This window comes from Simplicispira sedimenti, from assembly GCF_022760965.1.
Classification (GTDB): domain Bacteria; phylum Pseudomonadota; class Gammaproteobacteria; order Burkholderiales; family Burkholderiaceae_C; genus Simplicispira; species Simplicispira sedimenti.
Window position 1 is genome coordinate 74,040 of record NZ_JAKVIJ010000014.1, and the last position, 16,520, is coordinate 90,559.

The window sequence follows — 16,520 nt, forward strand, 5'->3', positions numbered from 1 at the left end:
CATGCCCACCGCCCTGCGCTGGCTGGGCCAGCACCTGCGCAAGCGCTGGCGCGCGCACGCGCTCAACCTGCTGATGCTGTTGGGCGTGTTTGCAGGCACCCACTGGTGGCAAACACGCAACCTGCCCTCCGGCCCGCTGCCCGCGTTGCCATTGGAGTTGGCCAGCGGCGAGCGCCTCAGCCTGGAGCAGTGGCGCTCGCGCCATCCAGGCCAGGCCACTGCGCTGTACGTCTGGGCCCAATGGTGCCCCATCTGCCGCGTGCAGGAACCCACCATCACGGGCCTGCAGCAAGACCACCCGGTGCTGACCGTGGCCATGCAATCGGGCCAGACTGCGCAGGTCGCCCGCCTGCTGCAGGAACGCCGCCTGCCCTGGACCACCGCCGTGGACCCCGATGGGAATATTGCTGGCGCCCTGGGCGTGCATGCCGTTCCCACCATCCTGGTGATGGATGCAGAAGGCAACGTGACCGGTTCGTCGGTCGGCTACACCAGCGCCTGGGGCATGCGCTTGCGGCTGTGGTGGGCGAACTGGTAGTCACCCACCCACACAGGCACTCAGTCTCTCAGTCCACCGGCCGTGGCAAGCCAGGCACCAGGGCGATGGGAATCACACCGGCCGATGGTGCCGCCTGCCCCACGGGCGCCATCAGGTCTTCCAGCGTCAGCGCGTCCAGCACCGCAAAGAAGGCGAGCATGGCCTGCCCCAGCACGCTTTGCAAGCGGCAGTGGCTGCTCAGGCGGCACTGGTTGTTCTCGGGGTCAAAGCATTCCACCACCACAAAATCGGATTCCGTGGCACGCACGACCGCGCCCACGTTGATCTCCTTAGCGGGGCGCATCAGGCGCATGCCACCGCCACGCCCCCTGGTGGTTTCCAGATAACCGCGCGCAGACAGGTCCTGCACGATCTTGGTCAGGTGACTGCGTGAGATGCCATACGCCTCAGCCACTTCAGTGATGGTGACGGGAAGCGCCCGCTCATAGCAGGCCGCGCAGTACATCAGTACCCGCAGTGTGAAGTCGGTCCATTGGGTCAGTCGCATGGCAACAGCCGCTCATAGATAAAAACAGGCATGTAACTTGCATTTTATTAGATAAAATGAGAAGTAGAAATACCCATTTTCTAGGACATACCCCATGAGTACCACCTCCCCCGAAATCCAGGCCCTGAATCCCGCCATGTCGATCGGGCAAATCGCCGTGGACTTGCCCGGCGCCACCGCAGTGTTCCGCCGCCTGAAGCTGGATTTTTGCTGCGGCGGCCACCTGAGCCTGACCAGCGCCACGGCCGAGAAAGGCCTGGACTTGCAGGCCGTGCTGGCCGAGCTGGCACAGTTGCAGCGCCCCAGCACCGCGACGGGTATCACCGAGCCCAACCCGCTCATCGACCATATCGTGGCGCGCTACCACCAGGTTCACAAGGCACAGTTGCCCGAGCTGATCCGCATGGCGCAACGCGTGGAATCGGTGCACCGCGCCAACCCGAACGTCCCCGCGGGCCTTGCCAGCCTGCTTGAAGCGGTGCAACAAGACCTTCTCTCGCACATGCACAAGGAAGAGGCCATCCTGTTCCCCATGCTCAAATCCGGCGGCAACCCGTTTGTGAACCAACCCATCAGCGTGATGCGCGCCGAGCACGTGGACCACATCGCCACACTGGAAAAGCTGGCATCCATGACCAACGATGCCACGCCACCCGAAGGCGCCTGCAACACCTGGCGCGCGCTGTACGCCGGCATCGGCCAACTCTGCGACGACCTCTACAACCACATCCACCTGGAAAACAACGTGCTCTTCCCGCAGTTTGAGGCCAAGGCCCGCCAGGCCATGGGCGGCGGTGGCTGCGGTGGTTCAGGCGGCTGCTCCTGCAGCTGATCCTGCGGCCGGCAGGCAAGGCACCCAGAGCGTCAAGCCTGGGTGCTTTTTTTTGTCTTTTCGAGTTCCAGCAGCAGATGGAAGTTGAACAACCGGGTCGCCAGCACCGTCTCGGTCATGAAGCAGGTCAGCGCGAGCAAAAACGAGCCCACCCCCAGCAAGAACCCGGCCACAGCCATGCGGCTGGCCTGCAGCCCCGCCGTTTCGCCCAGAAACAGCAGGATGATGGTGATGCCGATGAAGAAGGCACATGCCGTCAGCAGCGCAATCGCCGCATTGGCCAGGTAGCCCCTGCGGCGCAGCGTCAGCAATTCCTGCACTGCCTGTTCTGACGAATCGGGATCGCGCCGGGCCCGTTCTTCCACGACCCGCGCGCGGTCGATGATGCGGGCCAGTCGCCCCGCCACCACGCCGATCATGCCGGACACCGCCGTGAGCAGAAACACCGGCGCCACCGCCAGTTGAATGCCATGGGTGATGGCAGAGGTATCAAGCGCAAGAGGCATGGGCAAGGCAACGAGTGGGCAAGCGCTGCATTATCGTTGCGGCACCCACATCGGGAAATCCCTGCCCTTCTGAAGGCATGCGCCCACCCCAACACCAGACATGCGATGCCACAATGAAGGCGCACACTCTTACCACCGTTGCGCCATGGACATCACCCACAACCCGCTGTGGCACATGCTGCCAGTCGCCGTGATGGTGGTGCGCGATGGCGTGATCCAGCATGTCAACCAGGCGTGCCAGGTGCTGTTCGAAGCCGACTCCGCGGAGCAGATGGTGGGCCACCCGACCACCGAGTTCGTCCACCCGGTCGATCAGCAGCGCTCCAGCGGGCGCATCCAGAGGGTGGCCAGCGCACCCGAGAGCGGCATTCCCAACAAGTCCACCGAAATCCGCATCCGCACCTGCAAGGGTCAGTTGCGCATGGCGCTGTTCACCAGCGTGGCGGCGGAGGTGGACGGCCTGCCCTCGGTACTGATCTGCGGCACCGACATGACGCACCAGAGCGAAATCCAGGCCCAGTTGCGCGAGAGCGAGCAGCATTTCCGGCGCCTGTTCGAGAACATGCGAGACGTGTACTACCGCACCAACGCCCAGGGTGTGGTGCTGCATGTGGGCCCTGGCGTGCGCCAGGTGCTGGGCTACGACCCGCAAGAGATCATTGGCCGCACAGCCGAGTCCTACTACCCACAAAGCTCGGACCGCGACGCGTTCAAGGCCGCCATCCAGGCACATGGTGCCGTGTCCGATTTTCCTGGCCAGATGGTGCGCAAGGATGGGCGCGTGATCGACATTTCCATCAGCAGCCAGGCGGTGTTCGATGACGACGGGAATTTCGCAGGTGTCGAGGGCATTTACCGCGACATCACCCAGCGCAAGAACCTGGAGCGCGAATTGCACCGTATGGCCAGCACCGACACCCTGACGGGCATGGCCAACCGCCGTGTCTTCCTGGAGCGCGCCGAAGCCGCCTTTCAGCTCGCCAGCACCGAGAGCCAGCCGCTGGCCCTGCTGATGCTGGATCTGGACCACTTCAAACAGATCAACGACCGCCTGGGTCACCTCGAAGGCGACCGTGTGCTGATCGCGTTTGCGCAAGCGGTACAGCTGCTGCTGCGCGCCGACGACACCGTGGGCCGCCTCGGCGGCGAGGAGTTCGGGGTGTTGTTGCCGGGTTCAGGCCATGACGGCGCGCTGGCCATTGCCGAGCGCATCCTGCAACACATCCGCGACCTGTCCCTGCCCGGCCCGCACGGCCAGCCAGTGCAGGTCACCACCAGCATCGGGCTGGCCTGCCAGCTGCCCACGGACCGCAGCCTGCGCGACCTGCTGGACCGCGCAGACCAGGCGCTTTACCAAGCCAAACGCCAGGGGCGCGACCGCTGCGCCTGCGCCTGAGCCCAGGCGATTTACAAAGCTTGCGCCAGGCGCGCCACGCCCTCGCGGATCTTGTCCACGCCGACCGTGGCGAACGACAGTCGCAGCGTGGCGTGGTCGGGCTGGGCGCAGAAGAACGGCGTGCCGGGCACGAAGGCCACGCCCTTGTCGATGGCGGCCTTGGCGAACACATTGCCGTCCGCCACCTTGCCGCCCGCCCCCGTCAGGCGCGCCCACACGAACAGGCCGCCCTGGGGCTGCACGAACGCGATGGCGTCGCCCAAATCCTTGCGTAGCGCGTCGCCCATGGCCTGGGCACGCTCGGCGTACACCTTGCGCACATGGGCCAACGTGGCGGGCATGCGGCCGGCCTTGAGGTACTGCGCGGCCGTGGCCTGGGCGAAGGTACTGGTGTGCGCGTCGCTGAACTGCTTGCACATGGTGGCCTTGGCCAGCAGCTCGGCCGGGGCGATCATCCAGCCCACGCGCAGGCCGGGCGACAGCACCTTGCTCAGGCTGCCGCAGTGCACCAGCAGCTCGCGGCTGCCCGGCACGGTGGCCGACAGGGCCAGCAGGCTGGGCGGCGGCGCCTCGCCAAAGTACAGGTCGCCGTAGGGGTCGTCCTCGACCACCAGGGTCTGGTATTTCACGGCCAGTTCCAGCACCTTCTTGCGGCGCTCCAGGCTCAGCATGGCGCCGCTGGGGTTGCCGAAGGTGGGGATGAGGTAGACGAACTTGGGCCGGTGCTCGGCGATGAGCTTTTCCAGCTCGTCGGTCTTCACGCCGTTGCCGTCGATGGGCGCGCTGATGAGCTGCGCGCCATACAAGCGGAAGCACTGGATGGTGGCCAGGAAGGTCGGGCCTTCGACGATCACCTTGTCGCCGGGGCTGATGAGCGTCTTGCCCAGCAGGTCCAGCGCCTGCTGGCTGCCGGTGGTGACGATGAGGTTCTCGGGCGCCACGCCCTGCGCGCCCTTGCTGGCCATGAACGCGCTGAGCTGCTCGCGCAGCGGCTGGTAGCCCTCGGTGGCGCCGTACTGCAGCGCGGCGCCGGGCTCCTCGGCCAGGGCCTGGTTCACGGCGCCCTGGATGCCGTCCACGTCGAACATGGCGCTGTCGGGGAAGCCCCCGGCAAAGCTGATGATGCCGGGCTTGCCCAGCAGCTTGAAGAGTTCGCGGATGGCGGAGGTTTCGACGTTGTTCAGGCGGTCGGCGAATTGCATGGCGTGTTGGAGCGGAGTTGGCGACGAATCCCGCATTGTCGCCAATCGAAGCGCAGGTTTCCTGCAACCGTGCACCGCCCGCTTTGTCAGGCGCCCAGCCCCTACACTGCACGCCATGAAAACCGCGCAGATCGAACCCTTCTTCGCCGCCCTCAAGGCCGCCAACCCGCAACCCAACACCGAGCTGGAATACACCAGCGTGTTCGAGCTGCTGGCCGCCGTGCTGCTGTCGGCCCAGGCCACCGACGTGGGAGTGAACAAGGCCACGCGCAAGCTGTTCCCGGTGGCAAACACGCCACAGGCCATCCTGGACCTGGGCCTCGAAGGGCTGGAGGGCTACATCAAGACCATTGGCCTGTACAAGAGCAAGGCCCGCCACCTGATGGAGACCTGCCGCATCCTGGTGCAGCAGCACGGCGGCGAGGTGCCGCGCACGCGCGAGGCGCTCGAAGCCTTGCCCGGCGTGGGCCGCAAGACGGCCAACGTGGTGCTCAACGTCGCCTTCGGCCAGCCCACCATGGCGGTGGACACGCACATCTTCCGCGTCAGCAACCGCACCGGCCTGGCGCCCGGCAAGAACCCGCTGGAAGTCGAGAAGCAGTTGCTCGCGCGCGTGCCCGCTGCCTATGCGGTGGACTCGCACCACTGGCTCATCCTGCTGGGCCGCTACGTCTGCCAGGCGCGCAAGCCGCGCTGCTGGGAATGCCTGGTGGCCCCGTTCTGTGACTTTCAGCCCAAGACGCCAGCCGCGCCTGTGCGCTATTGAAACCATAGCTTGTGGCGCCAGCGATACGGGCGCTGCAAGCCAAATTGGCCCAGATGTCCTTGCGCAGCGGCCAGCGGCGGCGCTGGCTATACTGAGATCGAAAAGCCACACCAAGCGCACCGATCCCGCCCGATGACAAACCTCGACCCGCGCTCGCTGATCGCCATGGCGGGCCTCATGGCCTCGCTGATGGCCGTGGTGCTGTATTTCATGCGGCGCTACTACCCACCCAGCATCCAGGGCATAGGCTACTGGGCCAGCGCCCCCATGACATGGCTCTTGGCCACCGTGATGTTCAGCGGGCGCGGCGTGTTCCCCGACCTGTTCTCCATGGTGATCGCCAACACCCTGCTGCTGCTGGGCACCACGGCCTTCTACGTCGGCTGCCGCCGCTTCCTTGGCCACGGGGGCGGCTGGCGCCTGTGGGGCACCGTTGCGGCCCTCTCGGCGCTGCTGTTCACCTGGCTCACCTATGGCCACCCCAGCTACCCCCTGCGGCTCGGGAGCTTCACCGCGCTGATGATCTGCATCTATGCCGCCAACCTGCGCTTTCTGCTGCACCATGGCGGCAAACGCTTTCCGGTGCGGCTGGTGGAGGTGGTGCTGGCGCTGCACATCGCGGTGCTGGCCGTACGGCTCTCCACCACCTTGGTTGGCCGTGCCGGCAGCGACCTGATGGAGCCTTCGCTCTACCAAACCCTGTACATCGGCGCCTATGTGCTCACCGTGCTGATGCTGTCCATTGGCGCCGTGCTCATGGCCACCGACCGCCTGACCACCGAGCTGAATCACCTGGCCACGCACGACGCCCTGACCCACACGCTCAACCGCCGCGCGCTGCTTGAGCGCTTCGAGGAAGAACTGGCGCGCAGCCAGCGCACCGGTCGGGGCCCGGCCATCATGATGCTGGACCTGGACCACTTCAAGACCGTAAACGACACCCTGGGCCACCAGCACGGCGACGCGGTGCTGGTGCACTTCGTCGAGCGCACCCAGGCCGTGCTGCGCCGCGCCGACCGGCTGGGCCGCTACGGCGGCGAGGAATTCATGGTGCTGCTGCCCGAAACCGACATCGACGACGCCCGCAGCGTGGCCCAGCGCATCCACACCGCCACCGCCTCGGGCCACGCACTGGACTGCCAGCTCAGCATCGGCGTGACCACCTGGCATGGCCCCGGCGACACGCTTGACGCCATGCTGGCCCGCGCCGACAAAGCCCTCTACCAGGCCAAGGCGCAGGGACGCAACCAGACCTGCACGGCCTGAGGCGGCCTACGCCGCCAGCCCGAGGCCACAAGCCGCTTGCCAATCAATACTGTATGCAATTACAGTATTGATGGTGCGAATCGCGCACGCCCATCCCAAAGGAGCATCCCATGCTTGACCACATGACCTTCCGCGTCACCGACATCCAGCGCGCCAAAGCGTTCTACAGCGCCGCCCTTGCGCCCCTGGGCTACAGCGTTTGCTTTGAAGGCAACTACGGCATGAACATCCTCGGCTTCGCCTACCCCGACCCCGCCGAACCCGACGGCAAGAAGGCCGACGTGTGGTTCATCGACGGCCCCTCCCCCTATGGCGGCCCACCAGCCACCACCGGCTGCCACCTGGCCTGGAAGGCCCAGACCCGCGCCCAGGTGGACGCCTTCTACGCCGCCGCCATCGCCGCCGGCGGCAAGGACAACGGCGCCCCCGGCCTGCGCCCCGAGTACCACGCGCACTACTACGGCACTTTTGTCATCGATCCGGAAGGCAACAACATCGAGGCGGTGTGCCATTTGCCGGGGTAGGCGGGACTACATGTCTCGGCTGCAATGAGCAGCAGAATTTTGATTCAAATTGACCCGTAGCAGCCGTTCTCATTGCGCCGGACGCTATTGATTTCATAGCTACTGGCGCATTTCATTTCCGTAGGCAGTGGCCTCCGACGCGTTTGGTGCCTCTCCTCACGCAATAGCAAGGACTGAGCTGGGCATGGGGGTCTGCAAGAACCCTGAGCCGACATTGGGCAACACGCCCAAAAGCGGCAGTTCAGCCGCTGCCCGCTACCATCAGGCGCACGGTGTGGCCAAACTTCTGGAACTCACGCGCCCAATGGTAGCCACAGGAGCACGCCTCCATGCCGATGAAGCACGGCGGCAATGTCGCGATGAGTTCGAGCAGCTTGGCACGCGGCACACTGGGACACACCAGCGCTGGCTTGCCTGTGACATCAACGCCATGAACAGCAAAGACGTTCTTGGCGAGATCGATACCGATGGTGACAATGGCAGACATGGACTTCCCCTTCCAAAAAACGAGTGAATTGATGAGAGATCGAACTTCCCATCGTGGCACTTTGATGCCGTACTTCGCAACTGTGCGGATCACTCGGGACGGGGAAGTCCCTTTCATTCGTTGGGCGTCATGAACGCACGCGCAGGAGGCACCCCAGAGTGAGCAAAGCAGCTATCACCATCAGCGCTCTCGCGTTTGTCTTGGTTGGCTCAAACCTCTGGTGGGCATCGCGGGTACTCGACGCAGGCATCACGCAAACCTATGCACGAGCATCCCAAGAAGTGACTTCCGAGTTGCTTACTCAAACACTCGCCGTCCTACCTGTTGTCGCCGAAGCGGGAGCTTCGCGGGAGCAAATAGTCGCAGCCGCCCGCATGCCGAACGATCGAACCGAACCGTACGAGAAGGAAGGCTATGTCTGGGTGGGCCAGCTGGGCTTGAAGTTCAATGCGCAAGGCAAATTCGAAAAGGCAATAGCAGGGCCGGAGGCTCCCACACAATGACGCCCAACCCTTCCATCGAGAGGACCAGTCCCGGCAAGCCGGGCCTGGCCTCTCATGTCAAACGTTATGACTCATGGCCACCACCTTCAAACTCGACAGCAGTGCGGCTGACTATCTGAACTGGCTTGGGCGTTCCATTGACGAATGCGAGATGCCCGGCAATCTTCGAGTACGGGTGGCGGCGAGTTGCCTGGCCATTGCACAGGATCATCATCACGCCATCGTGGTCTTGCTAGATCACTCGCTGTTTGCTTCCAGCTTCGCCCTTCTGCGCTGCGAGTTCGAGGCTTATGTGCGTGGAGAGTGGCTCGCGTTGTGCGCAACGGACGAGGAAGTGGAAGCCTTCTCGAAGGGTGAAGAGCCGCCCAAGATGGGAAGGCTGCTGGAATCCCTGGAGAAGACACCTGCGTTCGCAGAGAAAATTCTCTCTCGCGTCAAAGCCAATTCTTGGGACGCAATGTGCGCGTACACGCACACTGGCGGGCTGCATGTACAACGATGGGGAACGGATGAGGCGATTGAGCCGAACTACGAACCCTGTGAGATTCAGGAGGTACTCTCCTTCGCCGAGACCTTCGGTGCATTGGCAGTAGTGGGTGTCGCCTATCTCGCGAACAATGACAAAGTCGCGGAGGACGTGCTCGCGAAGTTCAAGGAGCGTACCGGGAAATGAGTCTTAACTTGTCAATCGCACGGAGCCACAACAGCAGGATGCGGCTTCGCCGCCAATGTTGGTGGTCCAGTCATTTTTACGTTAAATCGCTGTGAACCCATACGAAGAGCTTGAACGGGGGGCGAGAGAAGCGGAATCTCTCGACCAATCAGCGAAGGTGCTTTCCGAGTTGCTTTGTGGCGGGTACTCAATCTGGACTGATGGCTCTCTCTACAACATTCGCCAACTCGTTGCGCGTGCCGGCGCGCTGCAAATTCACGTTTATGCCGACGAACATGCTCCACCTCACTTCCATGTGAAGAGTCCTGACGTCGAGGCAGTGTTCACGATCGACCAGTGCCAGTTCCTCCGCGGCAACATAGACGGGAGAGAACAGCGTCTCGTTAAGTGGTGGTACGACCGAAGCCGCCCCCTGCTGGTTACCGCGTGGAACGACACTCGCCCGACAAATTGCCCTGTAGGCCCCATCAATGAGTGATGCGCGGTTTAACAGTTCTTTGCAGCGGAGTGCCTTCGGCGTCCGTTGAAATCAGGCGTTGAGTGGCTGCTCCTGGCCGAAAGCTGCCCCACAAACGACGCCGCTTCACTCCTTTTCGGGCCCAAACACATCGCGCAGATCTAGAGTCAAATCACCCTGCAGGGCATATCCCACAAGCGCTAACAGCTATTGATTCAATAGCTGTTAGCGCTTTCCGTTGCCTCCACTTGGGGGCAACGCCAGGTCCGCCCATCACGCCACGGTCTGCCCCGACACCCCCGCCGCCTCAAAACTCGCCATCTCGCGCAGGATGGCGCAGGCCGATGACAGCAGCGGCCAGGCCAGCGCGGCGCCGGAGCCTTCGCCCAGACGCAGGCCCAGGTCGAGCAGCGGCTCGGCCTGCATCTGCGCCAGCATGAGCTGGTGGCCGCGCTCGCCCGCGCGGTGGGCGAACACGCAGCGTTGCAGCACATGGGGCTGCAGGCGGCTGGCGACGAGCACGGCGGCGCTGGTGATGAAACCGTCCACCAGGATCACGCGGCGCTCTTGCGCGGCCTGCAGCACGGCGCCGACCATGGTGGCCACCTCGTAGCCACCGAGGGCGGCCAGGGCGTCGAGCGGCGTGGTGGCGGCGGCGTTGGCGTCCAGCGCCTGCTGCAGCACGGCGCGCTTGCGTTCAATGCCTGCGGCGTCCAGCCCGGTGCCGGCGCCCGTGCATTCGGCCAGCGACAGGCCGCACAGGCGCGCCAGCAGCAGCGAAGCCACCGAGGTGTTGGCGATGCCCATTTCGCCCAGCAGCAGCACATTGCCCGGCAGGTCGCGCACCAGTTCGATACCGTGGTTCAGCGCCTGGGCGCATTGCGCGGCGCTCATGGCCGGGCCTTGGCTGGCGTCGTTCGTGCCGGGGGCCACCTTGCGCAGCAGCAGGCGCGGCTGGCCAGTGGCGGCTTCGCGCGGGGCGATGTCGCGCGCCACGCCGCAGTCCACCACGGTGAGCGCCAGGCCGTGCTGGCGCGCCAGCACGCTGACAGCGGCGCCGCCGGCGAGGAAGTTTTCCACCATCTGCCAGGTCACGTCGCTCGGGAAAGCCGACACGCCGCGCGCGGCCAGGCCGTGGTCACCGGCGAAGACGACCATCTGCGGCTGCTCCAGCCGGGGCGACTCGGTGCCCTGGATCTGGCCCAGCGTGAGCGCCAGGCTTTCCAGGCGCCCGAGCGAGCCGAGCGGCTTGGTCTTGTTGTTGAGCTTGTGTTGCAGGGCCTGGGTGAGGGATGCGTTGGCGATGTCGGCAATCAGGGGCAAAGGGGCGGTCATGGCGTGTTCCACTTTTTAGGAGGGTTTGGCGCGGCCCGTACACAGAGGGCCACGCATGGAAGGGCGGTACGCGCCGAGGCAGCCCGGCGCGGCGGGGTCAGGCTATGGCTTCGCGCCCGCGCTGGGCGGCGGCCTGGTCGCGCTGCAGGTGGGCGATGAGGGGCTGCTGGTCGTCGCGCTGGCCCCATTGGTCGAAGTACACGAGGTCTTCCATGGGCAGGCGCGGCAGCCAGCCAGCGGTTTCCAGCTCGGGCTTGGCGTGGAAGTGGCTCACGTAGCCGACGCACAGGTAGGCGATGGGCGTGATGCCCTTGGGAATGCCCAGCGCCTCTTGCAGATCGGCCTGGTGGAAGATGCTGACCCAGCCCACGCCCAGCCCTTCGGCGCGCGCGGCCAGCCACAGGTTTTGCACGGCGCAGACGCTGCTGTACAGGTCCATGGTCTTCATGTGGGTGCGCCCCACCACCACCGGGCCAGTGCGCTCGCGGTCGCAGGTGATGCAGATGCCGATGGGCGACTCGACGATGCCTTCGAGCTTGAGCTTTTGGTAGGTGGCGCGCCTGTCGCCCTCGAACATGCCGGCGGCCTCGGCGTGGGCCTTGGCGAAGGCCGCGTGCACGCGGCGCTTGGTGTCGGGCGAGCGCACCACCAGGAAGTTCCAGGGCTGCATGAAGCCCACCGAGGGCGCGTGGTGCGCGGCGGTGAGGATGCGGCTCAGCACCTCGTCGGGCACGGGCGTGGGCAGAAACTGCCCGCGCACATCGCGGCGTGAAAAGATGGCGTGGTAGATGGCGTCGCGCGCTTCTTGCGTGAAGGCGTGCGCGCTGGGCGTGGCTTGCGCCACTGCGCTGGTATTCATGGCAGTCCCCTGTGCGTGAATAGTGGCAGCGCTGCCCGGCCTTGCAGCGCCAAGAAGTGCTCAGGCCGGTCTTCTGGCTTGGAGTCGTCTGCCTTGGCACACCTTCCCGGCTGGGCAGCCAGTGGCGTTTGTGCGCGGCATCGTCCTTACAGCGTTGGGCACGCGGCGGATTTGCACCGCCTTCCCGATTCTCCCTTTGCCATCATGGCATTGGGCACCTGAGGGGCGGGATGATAGCAGCCGCCCACTGCGCAAGGCTTACGCGATCAGCGCATCCAGCACGCCCGGGGCAAAGTGCCGGGCCACGCCATCGGCCAGGCCGTCGAACACGGCATCGAGCGTGGGTGCCTGGGCGCCAAACAGGGCGTGCAGCACGGCGGCGTCCTCGAACAAACCGTGCAGGTACACGCCCAGCACATTGCCCGCCGGGCTCTGCCAGGCGATGCCGGGCATGACCTCGCGCGCCACGTCGCCCTTGGCGGCCATGGCGGGGTGCTGTGCGGTCTGGCCGTGGTGGATTTCGTAGCCCTCAGCACGCACGCCCGAGAGAGGCGCCCAGGCGCCGGTAAGCTGCCCGAAGGCCGCGCTGGTGCGCTGCACGGTCTTGGCGGGCTCGAACACGGTGACCAGCGGCAGCAGGCCCAGGCCGGGGCCGTTGCCGTCGATGCCTGCGGGGTCGATCAGCGCCTCGCCCAGCATCTGCAGGCCGCCGCACACGCCCAGCACGGTGCCACCCTGCCTCGCGTGCGCGGCGATGGATTGGTCCAGCCCCTGCGCGCGCAGCCAGGCCAGGTCGGCGGCGGTGGCCTTGGAGCCGGGCAGCACGATCCAGTCCGTTGGCCGCAGGCCCACCACGTCGGCCGGGCTGCGCACCCATTGCAGGCGCAGGCCGGGCACGTTCTTGAGCGGCTGGAATTCGTCGAGGTTGCTGATGCGCGGATAGGCCACCACGGCCACGGTGGTGTGCACGGCGCCGGGCGTGGTGTGCGGTCGATTGAGCGGCGACGGGCCGCCCCTAGCCGCGAGAGCCCCCTCGGGGGGCAGCGAGGACACGCCAGTGCCGAGCGTGGGGGTCATATCAAACACGCCATCCTCTTCGGGCAGGCCGTGGTGCCACTGCATGGGGATGGTGGCCACGGTGGGCACGCCGGTGCGCTCCTGCAGGTGCTGCGGCGCGGGCGCGAGCAGGCTGGCGTCGCCCCGGAACTTGTTGAGCACGAAGCCGTGGATCAGCGCGCGCTCGTCCTCGGGCAGCAGCGCCCAGGTGCCGTAGAGGTGGGCAAAGGCGCCGCCCCGGTCGATGTCGGTGACGAGCAGGCAACGGGCACCGGCATGGCGCGCCACGCGCATGTTCACGATGTCGCTGGCGTGCAGGTTGGTCTCGGCAGGCGAACCAGCACCTTCGATCACCACCACGTCGTTCTCGGCGCGCAGTTCGTCCAGCGCGGCGGCAATCTGCGGCCACACCACGGCGCTGCGGCCACGCCAAGGCAGCGCGGTGAGCTCGGCATTCACCTGCCCCAGCAGCACGACCTGGCTGTGCGTGTCGGCCTCGGGCTTGAGCAAGAGCGGGTTCATGCGCACGCCGGGCACGGCGCGCGCGGCCAGGGCCTGGAAGTACTGCGCGCTGCCGATCTCGCCCCAGGCGCCGTCGATGCCCTCGACCACGCGCGCGTTGTTGCTCATGTTCTGCGCCTTGAACGGCGCCACCTTCAGGCCCAGGTTGCTGTAGTAGCGGCACAGCGCGGTGGTGAGCCAGCTTTTGCCGGCGCCGCTGGTGGTGCCCAGCACCATCACGCAGCGGGCCCGTCGTGTGTTTGCAGTGGAGTGGGTGATTGTTGCCATGGGCGCAACGATACCCGCTGCGCACAAGGTTCTTTCGCCATCAGGCTCTCTGTTACGTTGCGGCGCAGCCATGGTAACGACACCTTTTGTCGCAGCACTGAAGAAAATGTTTCCTGCATTCCCCTTCCACGCTGGAGCCACCCCAGTCCAGACTGGGCCCAGCAGAAACGGAGCGAACCATGTGGCTACTGATTGACGACGTGCGCGATCTCAACACCGACGCCATTGCCCGCACGCCCGAGGCGGGGCAGCGCCTGCTGGCCAGTGGCCCCTGGGCATGCCTGTGCCTGGACCATGACCTGGGCACTGAACAAACGGGCCTGGACGTGCTGCACTGGGCCATAGGGCATGACTGCTTGCCCCAGCGTGTGCAGCTTGTCACGACCAACCTGACGGCCCGCAGCAAAATGTCCGCCGCGCTGCATGCTGCCGGATACACCAGTGCAGACGGCCTGAACTTCAAATACACCGATGCGGTGAACTCTTGACCCCTTCAAGAGAGCACAGATTCGTATGTGGTGCGAGGTGCAAAAATGCTGGGATTGCTCTGCGTCACTGCGACAGCAGCTTGGCAGTCAAATCATCTTCTGAAGGGCAAGACCGACGGCCGTCAATCTTGCGCACACATCGTCATCAGGCCCGAACTTCCAACCATCAGGCATCGTTGTTTTGTATTTTTCATTGACAAGAGCAACCTGCGCTGGTTTTTCTATCTTGGCTATCCACAAATACTCGTCCAGAAATTCCGCCACCCTCTCCACAGTCCACCCTTGCCGAAAGCGTTCGGTGCATTCATCGCGCAAATACACGCAGGGGACGAGATGCTCATGGTAGGAAGCAATGTCGCTTGTCTGTCCTTTGATCGCATAGCTGTTGTGAATGTAGGGATGCTTGAAAAAGCGCGTATCCAAGCTCGCCCCTTCTTCCCAAAGATCGTGGATCAACTGCGCAAGCCGATACAGCCTGCGCTTGCGCCCTTCGTTTACTGGATGGGGATTGGAGTGCGAATAGCTCATGGTGCAAAGAATGGTCGGTTTGAAGATGATTGTGACTGACAAAAAATCAACGAGAAATTGTCCGGCGCCCCGGCCCTGAGCACCGCTTTGCGCAGTATCTGGGCTTGCGCCAGCGCAGAGGTGCCCGGCACGATCAGTTGCTGCAGCGATGCACTGTCCAAGGTGTCGTGCACGCCATCGGTACACAGCAGCAAGGCATCACCCGGCAAAAAGGGGGCAGCGCATTGGTGGATGTCAAAGTCGGCATCCTCGCTGTCTGCCGCCAGGCAAGAGTCCAGCGTGTTGTAGACGGTGGCGTATTCCTCGTCTTCTTCGGCCTCGCCACGCGCAATCATGCCGTTGAGGACGGTGTGGTCGCGTGACAGTTGCTGCCACTCGCCCTGTGAGGAAAGGCGGTACACCCGGCTGTCACCCACGTTCATGACCGAGCATTGCTCACCCTGGATTTGTACCGCCGCCAGCGTGGTAGCCGATCCGATGGTTTCGCCAAAGGCCAGCCGATCACACAGGCGGCCGTGAATACGCCGCACCAGGCCTTTATCAAACGTTACGCCGCCTTGTATTGCTGCGGCCAATTCCGCCAACACCGCACGGCTGGCACGCTCTGCCTGGGGGGTACCACCCAAGCCATCGGCCACGGCCAGGGAGACTACGTCGGCCTGTGTTTGCAAGCCAGCGGGATGCAGGTTGCGTGACTGAATGACTTCCACACTGTTCCAAAGCGCATCCTGCTGCACGGGGTAGCGCCAGTCTGTGCCTTGGTGCTGGGTGTAGGCAATGTCCAGAATCATCGCAATCCTTTCTGTGGTGGCGACCGGAAACGGCCCGAGAGTCGCTCGTTGCCATTATCGCGATGGGTACGACAAAATGTGTCGCACAAAGACGACCACTGGCCACGAGCACGCAGAGTCATCGCCGCGTGCGACAGGCTGCGCGTGATGGCCCACACCCCTGGCGATGTGCAACAGGCCTGCGCTTTGGTGTCCATGGCACCCGAATCTGCCTCGGTGTTCGAAATCAAGAGGGGCTCATGGACCGCCTTGCCACCGTCTGCATCCGCCTGAGAGGCCAAGCCATCAATGCAGGCGCACAGCAGTTTGCTGGGCCAGCAGGTCGCACAGCGGCTGCGGGTTGCGGGGCGATGCCGGGTACAGCGTGGCGGTCAGCAAGGTGCGCAAGCCTAGCGCCTGGCGCTCGCGCAACAGCTCGGCAAAAGCCTGCCGTGCTTGGGGCAAGCCCCACAGGCGGTCGGCGTCGTCCAGTGCAAGCAAGTCCTGACCGGCAAAGTGCTGCAGTACGCGGCCCATGTCTGCAAAGTGCAGCCCGGCGGCCACTTCCTGCGCCCATTGCGTGGCCGACAGGCAGGCAATGCTGTCAATGGCCCCGTTGCAACGCGCATGCTGCGCCAGGGCATGGAGCAAGTGGGTTTTGCCGCTGCCCGGCGGCCCTGCCAACACCAGGGTGCGGAGTGCGGGGCGCTCTTGCGCCACAAAGCGGATGCCTGCCGCACGCGCATGCTGGCTGCTACGCCGGGGTACAAAGCTGGCCAGCGTCCACTGGCGCCGGGGGTGGTAAAGCATGGTGCGATCCTCCTGCTGCTCAAATGCGCAGCTTAGGCGCGGCCTGCGACAAATTGCGCCGCTAAGCAGCCACTGCGGCGAATCGCTCCCAGGCCTGGTGCAGCGCATCCTGCGACTCCAGCGCCAGCACGCCCATACGCACCACGCCCGGTAGGCCGAACGAGGCGCAGTCGCGCAGCTTGATGCCCTGCGCGCGCAGGGCGTGCAGCAGCGAGGGCAGATCGGCC

19 protein-coding genes, 2 pseudogenes and 1 riboswitch are annotated in these 16,520 nt (G+C 64.8%); of the genes and pseudogenes, 10 read left to right on the forward strand and 11 right to left on the reverse strand.

Features of this window, described 5'->3' with window-relative positions:
* Position 1: 1 nt before the first annotated feature.
* Positions 2-538: a redoxin domain-containing protein gene (locus MJ602_RS14685; RefSeq protein ID WP_243021564.1), complete on the forward strand. Its 537-nt coding sequence runs from the start codon at positions 2-4 to the stop codon at positions 536-538.
* 28 nt (positions 539-566) lie between these two features.
* Here MJ602_RS14685 and MJ602_RS14690 read toward each other — a convergent pair whose 3' ends face one another.
* Entirely contained in the window at positions 567-1,046 is a 480-nt protein-coding gene (locus tag MJ602_RS14690; protein ID WP_162016615.1) for an RrF2 family transcriptional regulator, read from the reverse strand.
* A 94-nt stretch (positions 1,047-1,140) separates the two neighbouring features.
* Between MJ602_RS14690 and ytfE the strand changes: the two genes are divergently transcribed.
* Entirely contained in the window at positions 1,141-1,878 is a 738-nt protein-coding gene (gene ytfE / locus MJ602_RS14695; protein WP_243021565.1) for an iron-sulfur cluster repair protein YtfE, read from the forward strand.
* Positions 1,879-1,910: 32 nt separating this feature from the next.
* On the opposite strand, the gene MJ602_RS14700 is transcribed toward ytfE, so the two are convergent.
* Positions 1,911-2,384 carry a DUF2721 domain-containing protein gene (locus tag MJ602_RS14700; RefSeq protein WP_162016617.1) on the reverse strand — a complete coding sequence of 158 codons (474 nt, stop codon included), beginning with the start codon at positions 2,382-2,384 and terminating at the stop codon, positions 1,911-1,913.
* 145 nt (positions 2,385-2,529) lie between these two features.
* On the opposite strand from MJ602_RS14700, the gene MJ602_RS14705 reads away from it, so the two are divergent.
* A complete protein-coding gene (locus MJ602_RS14705) occupies positions 2,530-3,780 on the forward strand; it encodes a sensor domain-containing diguanylate cyclase (RefSeq protein WP_243021566.1) in 1,251 nt (416 codons plus the stop codon).
* An 11-nt stretch (positions 3,781-3,791) separates the two neighbouring features.
* Here MJ602_RS14705 and MJ602_RS14710 read toward each other — a convergent pair whose 3' ends face one another.
* On the reverse strand, positions 3,792-4,982 hold the full coding sequence (locus MJ602_RS14710) for an aminotransferase-like domain-containing protein (RefSeq protein ID WP_243021567.1): 1,191 nt from the start codon (positions 4,980-4,982) through the stop codon (positions 3,792-3,794).
* A 115-nt stretch (positions 4,983-5,097) separates the two neighbouring features.
* Here MJ602_RS14710 and nth point away from each other — a divergent pair, with 115 nt between their 5' ends.
* The 3 genes from nth to MJ602_RS14725 all read left to right on the forward strand — a co-directional run bounded on the left by nth (position 5,098) and on the right by MJ602_RS14725 (position 7,538).
* The gene (nth, locus tag MJ602_RS14715) at positions 5,098-5,748 is read left to right on the forward strand and encodes an endonuclease III (protein ID WP_243021568.1); all 651 of its coding nucleotides are present in this window, start codon (positions 5,098-5,100) and stop codon (positions 5,746-5,748) included.
* Positions 5,749-5,880: 132 nt separating this feature from the next.
* A complete protein-coding gene (locus tag MJ602_RS14720) occupies positions 5,881-7,014 on the forward strand; it encodes a GGDEF domain-containing protein (protein WP_243021569.1) in 1,134 nt (377 codons plus the stop codon).
* A 110-nt stretch (positions 7,015-7,124) separates the two neighbouring features.
* Positions 7,125-7,538, forward strand: a complete 414-nt coding sequence (locus MJ602_RS14725) for a VOC family protein (RefSeq protein WP_243021570.1) — start codon at positions 7,125-7,127, stop codon at positions 7,536-7,538.
* Positions 7,539-7,797: 259 nt separating this feature from the next.
* Here the strand turns inward: MJ602_RS14725 and MJ602_RS14730 are convergent.
* A pseudogene (locus tag MJ602_RS14730) lies at positions 7,798-8,025 on the reverse strand (IS110 family transposase); the annotation flags it as partial.
* A 158-nt stretch (positions 8,026-8,183) separates the two neighbouring features.
* Between MJ602_RS14730 and MJ602_RS14735 the strand changes: the two are divergent.
* The 3 genes from MJ602_RS14735 (at position 8,184) to MJ602_RS16845 (ending at position 9,679) form a co-directional block, all read left to right on the forward strand.
* Positions 8,184-8,528: a hypothetical protein gene (locus MJ602_RS14735; RefSeq protein ID WP_243021571.1), complete on the forward strand. Its 345-nt coding sequence runs from the start codon at positions 8,184-8,186 to the stop codon at positions 8,526-8,528.
* Between the two features lie 73 nt (positions 8,529-8,601).
* Positions 8,602-9,201, forward strand: coding sequence for a DUF6988 family protein (locus tag MJ602_RS14740; protein ID WP_243021572.1), 600 nt, complete (start codon positions 8,602-8,604; stop codon positions 9,199-9,201).
* A 157-nt stretch (positions 9,202-9,358) separates the two neighbouring features.
* The gene (locus tag MJ602_RS16845) at positions 9,359-9,679 is read left to right on the forward strand and encodes a DUF4160 domain-containing protein (protein WP_423246717.1); all 321 of its coding nucleotides are present in this window, start codon (positions 9,359-9,361) and stop codon (positions 9,677-9,679) included.
* 252 nt (positions 9,680-9,931) lie between these two features.
* On the opposite strand, the gene cobT is transcribed toward MJ602_RS16845, so the two are convergent.
* The 3 genes from cobT to MJ602_RS14755 form a co-directional block, all read right to left on the reverse strand.
* Positions 9,932-10,993 carry a nicotinate-nucleotide--dimethylbenzimidazole phosphoribosyltransferase gene (gene cobT, locus MJ602_RS14745; protein ID WP_243021573.1) on the reverse strand — a complete coding sequence of 354 codons (1,062 nt, stop codon included), beginning with the start codon at positions 10,991-10,993 and terminating at the stop codon, positions 9,932-9,934.
* A 97-nt stretch (positions 10,994-11,090) separates the two neighbouring features.
* A complete protein-coding gene (gene bluB / locus MJ602_RS14750) occupies positions 11,091-11,852 on the reverse strand; it encodes a 5,6-dimethylbenzimidazole synthase (RefSeq protein WP_243021574.1) in 762 nt (253 codons plus the stop codon).
* A gap of 46 nt (positions 11,853-11,898) precedes the next feature.
* Positions 11,899-12,089, reverse strand: a riboswitch (cobalamin riboswitch).
* 21 nt (positions 12,090-12,110) lie between these two features.
* Positions 12,111-13,646: a cobyric acid synthase gene (locus tag MJ602_RS14755; RefSeq protein WP_243021579.1), complete on the reverse strand. Its 1,536-nt coding sequence runs from the start codon at positions 13,644-13,646 to the stop codon at positions 12,111-12,113.
* A gap of 230 nt (positions 13,647-13,876) precedes the next feature.
* Between MJ602_RS14755 and MJ602_RS14760 the strand changes: the two genes are divergently transcribed.
* A complete protein-coding gene (locus MJ602_RS14760; RefSeq protein WP_243021575.1) occupies positions 13,877-14,185 on the forward strand; it encodes a cyclic-phosphate processing receiver domain-containing protein in 309 nt (102 codons plus the stop codon).
* A gap of 87 nt (positions 14,186-14,272) precedes the next feature.
* Here MJ602_RS14760 and MJ602_RS14765 read toward each other — a convergent pair whose 3' ends face one another.
* The 4 genes and pseudogenes from MJ602_RS14765 to MJ602_RS14780 form a co-directional block, all read right to left on the reverse strand.
* Positions 14,273-14,713, reverse strand: a complete 441-nt coding sequence (locus MJ602_RS14765; protein WP_243021576.1) for a tunnelling fold family protein — start codon at positions 14,711-14,713, stop codon at positions 14,273-14,275.
* Positions 14,710-15,504, reverse strand: a complete 795-nt coding sequence (locus tag MJ602_RS14770; RefSeq protein WP_243021577.1) for a PP2C family protein-serine/threonine phosphatase — start codon at positions 15,502-15,504, stop codon at positions 14,710-14,712. Before MJ602_RS14770 ends, MJ602_RS14765 begins: the two co-directional genes overlap by 4 nt.
* 285 nt (positions 15,505-15,789) lie before the next feature.
* Positions 15,790-16,293, reverse strand: coding sequence for a DnaA ATPase domain-containing protein (locus MJ602_RS14775; protein ID WP_162016628.1), 504 nt, complete (start codon positions 16,291-16,293; stop codon positions 15,790-15,792).
* Between the two features lie 61 nt (positions 16,294-16,354).
* Positions 16,355-16,520: pseudogene (locus tag MJ602_RS14780) on the reverse strand (aminotransferase class I/II-fold pyridoxal phosphate-dependent enzyme); the annotation flags it as partial.